The organism is Gilliamella sp. CG22 (assembly GCF_046635725.1).
GTDB lineage: Bacteria > Pseudomonadota > Gammaproteobacteria > Enterobacterales > Orbaceae > Gilliamella > Gilliamella apicola_I.
In genome coordinates this window covers 1-1,085 of the sequence record NZ_JBIDFK010000034.1, presented here as the reverse complement: position 1 = coordinate 1,085, position 1,085 = coordinate 1, and the positions used below count along the sequence as shown (strand labels likewise).

The window sequence follows — 1,085 nt, the reverse complement described above, 5'->3', positions numbered from 1 at the left end:
CCATCTGCATTAATGTTGTCAACTTTACCTGCACGACCTAAATTAAACTTATCACTGTCTAACCAGGTATAACCAATTTGAGCATGTGGCTCAAGTAACCAGTTTTTCTCATCGCCTTCAAGGACAATTAATCCATAACCAACTTCAGCAGATAAACTTAATGCGTTCCCATTATATTTGCTTGAATAGTTTCTTGAATTTGATAAATGAACTGAAGTTTTATGTTTGAACCAGCTATATTGTGCCCAAGTATCGACATAAAGCCCTTCACCATTGGTTTGTGCATTCCAGTTACCGTAAACCCCTAAGTTATAACCACTAACACTGCCATCACCGTTACGTTTACTGTGTTTTTGTTGAGTGTCTATTGAGCTGTGACCGTATCCACCATAAACCCCTACTTTAAATTGGTCTAAAGATAATACATCCACACCCATTTCAATCACTGATGTCTTCATGTCTATTGATTGTCTACCATTAAACATATCAGTCTGAGTTCGGTCATAGCTATAACGCATCCAAACATTTGAATCCGGTACATAAATTGAGGTATCACGGTCGTGAGCACTATGACGGAACATATTTAATGCCGCTAATTGGTTACCAAATACTGATGCTACTATCGGTGATTTATAAACATTTGAAAATGCGTTGGTATATTCAATGACTAATTTGCCATTTTCATCACGTCCAATTGTATAGTCAAATTCACTATCTTTTTTCTCAATGATATTCCAGATAGCATCATCTTGACCGACAACATCAACTAGATTGATTTTACCGCGTTCTGAATTTCCTCGGCCGATTTCAGTTATATCAATATTGGTTTTTCCTGACGTATTACCTTTTACGACAAGTTTATCTGACTCACCTTTTTCTGTATCCACATACATATTCAGTTTGCCATCTTCACCACGGTAATCACCATTGACAGTTAATACTGTATTTGCTGAGTCTTTACCTAAATCGATAGTCCCACCATTGACTAAATTGCCAATTGTTTGGTTATGATCTTCTAAATTAAGTGAACCTTTCTTATCAACGTTATAGTTAGATTTTTCGCTAAAGACATTCTCGGCTTTCGC

Annotated in this window: 1 protein-coding gene; it reads right to left on the bottom strand. The window is 36.5% G+C overall.

The annotated features are described in order from the left end of the window. On the bottom strand, nucleotides 1-1,085 hold a 1,085-nt coding region (locus ACGH46_RS11035), incomplete at both ends, for an autotransporter outer membrane beta-barrel domain-containing protein (protein WP_411605657.1).